This window comes from Xenorhabdus littoralis, from assembly GCF_033949345.1.
Taxonomy (GTDB): domain Bacteria; phylum Pseudomonadota; class Gammaproteobacteria; order Enterobacterales; family Enterobacteriaceae; genus Xenorhabdus; species Xenorhabdus littoralis.
In genome coordinates this window covers 1-1837 of the sequence record NZ_VCDP01000199.1, presented here as the reverse complement: position 1 = coordinate 1837, position 1837 = coordinate 1, and the positions used below count along the sequence as shown (strand labels likewise).

The window sequence follows — 1837 nt, the reverse complement described above, 5'->3', positions numbered from 1 at the left end:
ATCAGGGCGTCCTGCGGGAAGTCGGCTTGGGGGGCATTGAAGTCTACCAGCAGTTGCTGCTGCTCTGTGACAGACAGCATCGGCAGGGACGGGATAGTTTGTGTGACATCGGTGGCCATCGCCGTCAGGACCTTCTCAAGGTAGCCCGCTATGCGAACCACGGTCGCCCGATCAAACAGGTCGGTCGCATATTCCAGCCCTCCCACTAAACCAGCGTCGGTTTCAGTCAGCGACAGCGTCAGGTCAAATTGACTGCTGCGCTGCGGTTGTTCAACAAGGGAGAGTGCCAGCCCGGGCAGCTTCAACGCCTGAGTTGGCGTATTATTCAGCGCCAGCATAACCTGGAAGATGGGGCTGTAACTCAGGCTGCGGGCCGGCTGCAATGCTTCCACCACCTGATCGAAAGGCAGCTCCTGATGAGCATAGGCCGCCAGTGTGCGTTCGCGAACCTGGGCAAGCAGTTCTGCCACCGTATGGCACTGACCGGGTGTAATACGCAAGGCCAGCGTATTGGCGAAAAAGCCCATCAGGTCTTCCAGCTCCCTGCGTGTCCGGTTGGCAACGGGGATGCCGATGACAATATCGTCCTGACCGCTGAGACGGGCAAGCACAACCGCCCAGGCCGCGAGCAGATTCATAAACAGGGTCGTGCCCTGACGTTGGCCTAATGTCTTGAGGGAAGTGAGGACATCAGCATTCAGATGGAAAGATACCCGGCTACCAGCATAGCTTTGTACTGACGGGCGTGGCCGGTCCGTGGGTAATTCCAGTAAGGCGGGCGCACCCTGCAATTGGGCACACCAGAAATCACGTTGTTCGGTAAGGTGGTCTCCCTGCAACTCATTGCGCTGCCAGACGGCATAGTCGGCATACTGGATAGGCAGGGGCGGTAAAGCTGCATCCTGACCCGCCAGAGCGGCCTGATAAAGCGCCGCCAGTTCACGAACCATGATGCCGATGGACCAGCCGTCGGAGATGATATGATGTTGGGTAAACAACAGCACATGTTCCTCATCAGCCAGTTGCAGCAATTGACCACGGATCAGCGGGCCCTGAGTGAGATCGAAGGGCGCACAGGCCGCATATTCGGTGAGTTCGGCAACGCGCTTGGCACGGGCCGTCTCGCTCAGGGAACGCAGGTCCAGACAAGGAAGTTCAAAACCACTGTCTGCGGGGTCAATCTGCTGGCAGGGTTGACCGTCAACCAGCGTAAAATGGGTACGCAGGCTCTCTTGGCGGGCGACCAGATTATCGAGCGCTGCGGTAAGGGCCTGAGGGTCAAGCTGACCGGTAAGTCGCAGTACCATAGGCATATGGTAAGCTTGACTGGCGGCAGGATCGAACTGGCCGAGGAACCACAACCGCTGTTGAGCAAAAGACAACGGTAAAGACATATGACGATCTGCTTTCCCTATCGGTAGATACAAAGAGTGATCACCGCGTTTTTTTAGTTGCTCTTTAAGCTTTTTCTCTAAAACGGCACGCTTTAGCATCTCAATATTTATATTAGCTTTGGTCATTGATTAGTATCTCCATCTAAAATCGCCATTAACTCTTCTATCGACATTGAATCAAGATCGCTTTTTACTGATTCAACATCATTTCCCCATGCAGAACTCACTTGAGCAGAGAGAATTACCTCTGCCAATTCTGATAATTTTGGGAATTGGAAAATTGAGACGATGGGTATATCGATAAAAAATTCGGTTTGTATACGTGCTATCAATTGCACGACCATGAGTGAATGACCACCTATCTCAAAGAAGTGATCATGTCGGCCGACACGTTCCAGTCCCAGCAAATCTTGCCAGATCTGGGCCAGCAGGGTTTCCAGTTC

Annotated in this window: 2 protein-coding genes; both read right to left on the bottom strand. The window is 53.7% G+C overall.

The features are described 5' to 3' along the window. Nucleotides 1-1520, bottom strand: a 1520-nt coding sequence (locus FE394_RS19245) for a condensation domain-containing protein (protein ID WP_319927924.1), incomplete at its 3' end; no start/stop codon positions are given. Beyond that, nucleotides 1517-1837: phosphopantetheine-binding protein (locus tag FE394_RS19240; protein ID WP_319927923.1), on the bottom strand; the 321-nt coding region annotated here is incomplete at its 5' end. The genes FE394_RS19245 and FE394_RS19240, both read right to left, overlap by 4 nt.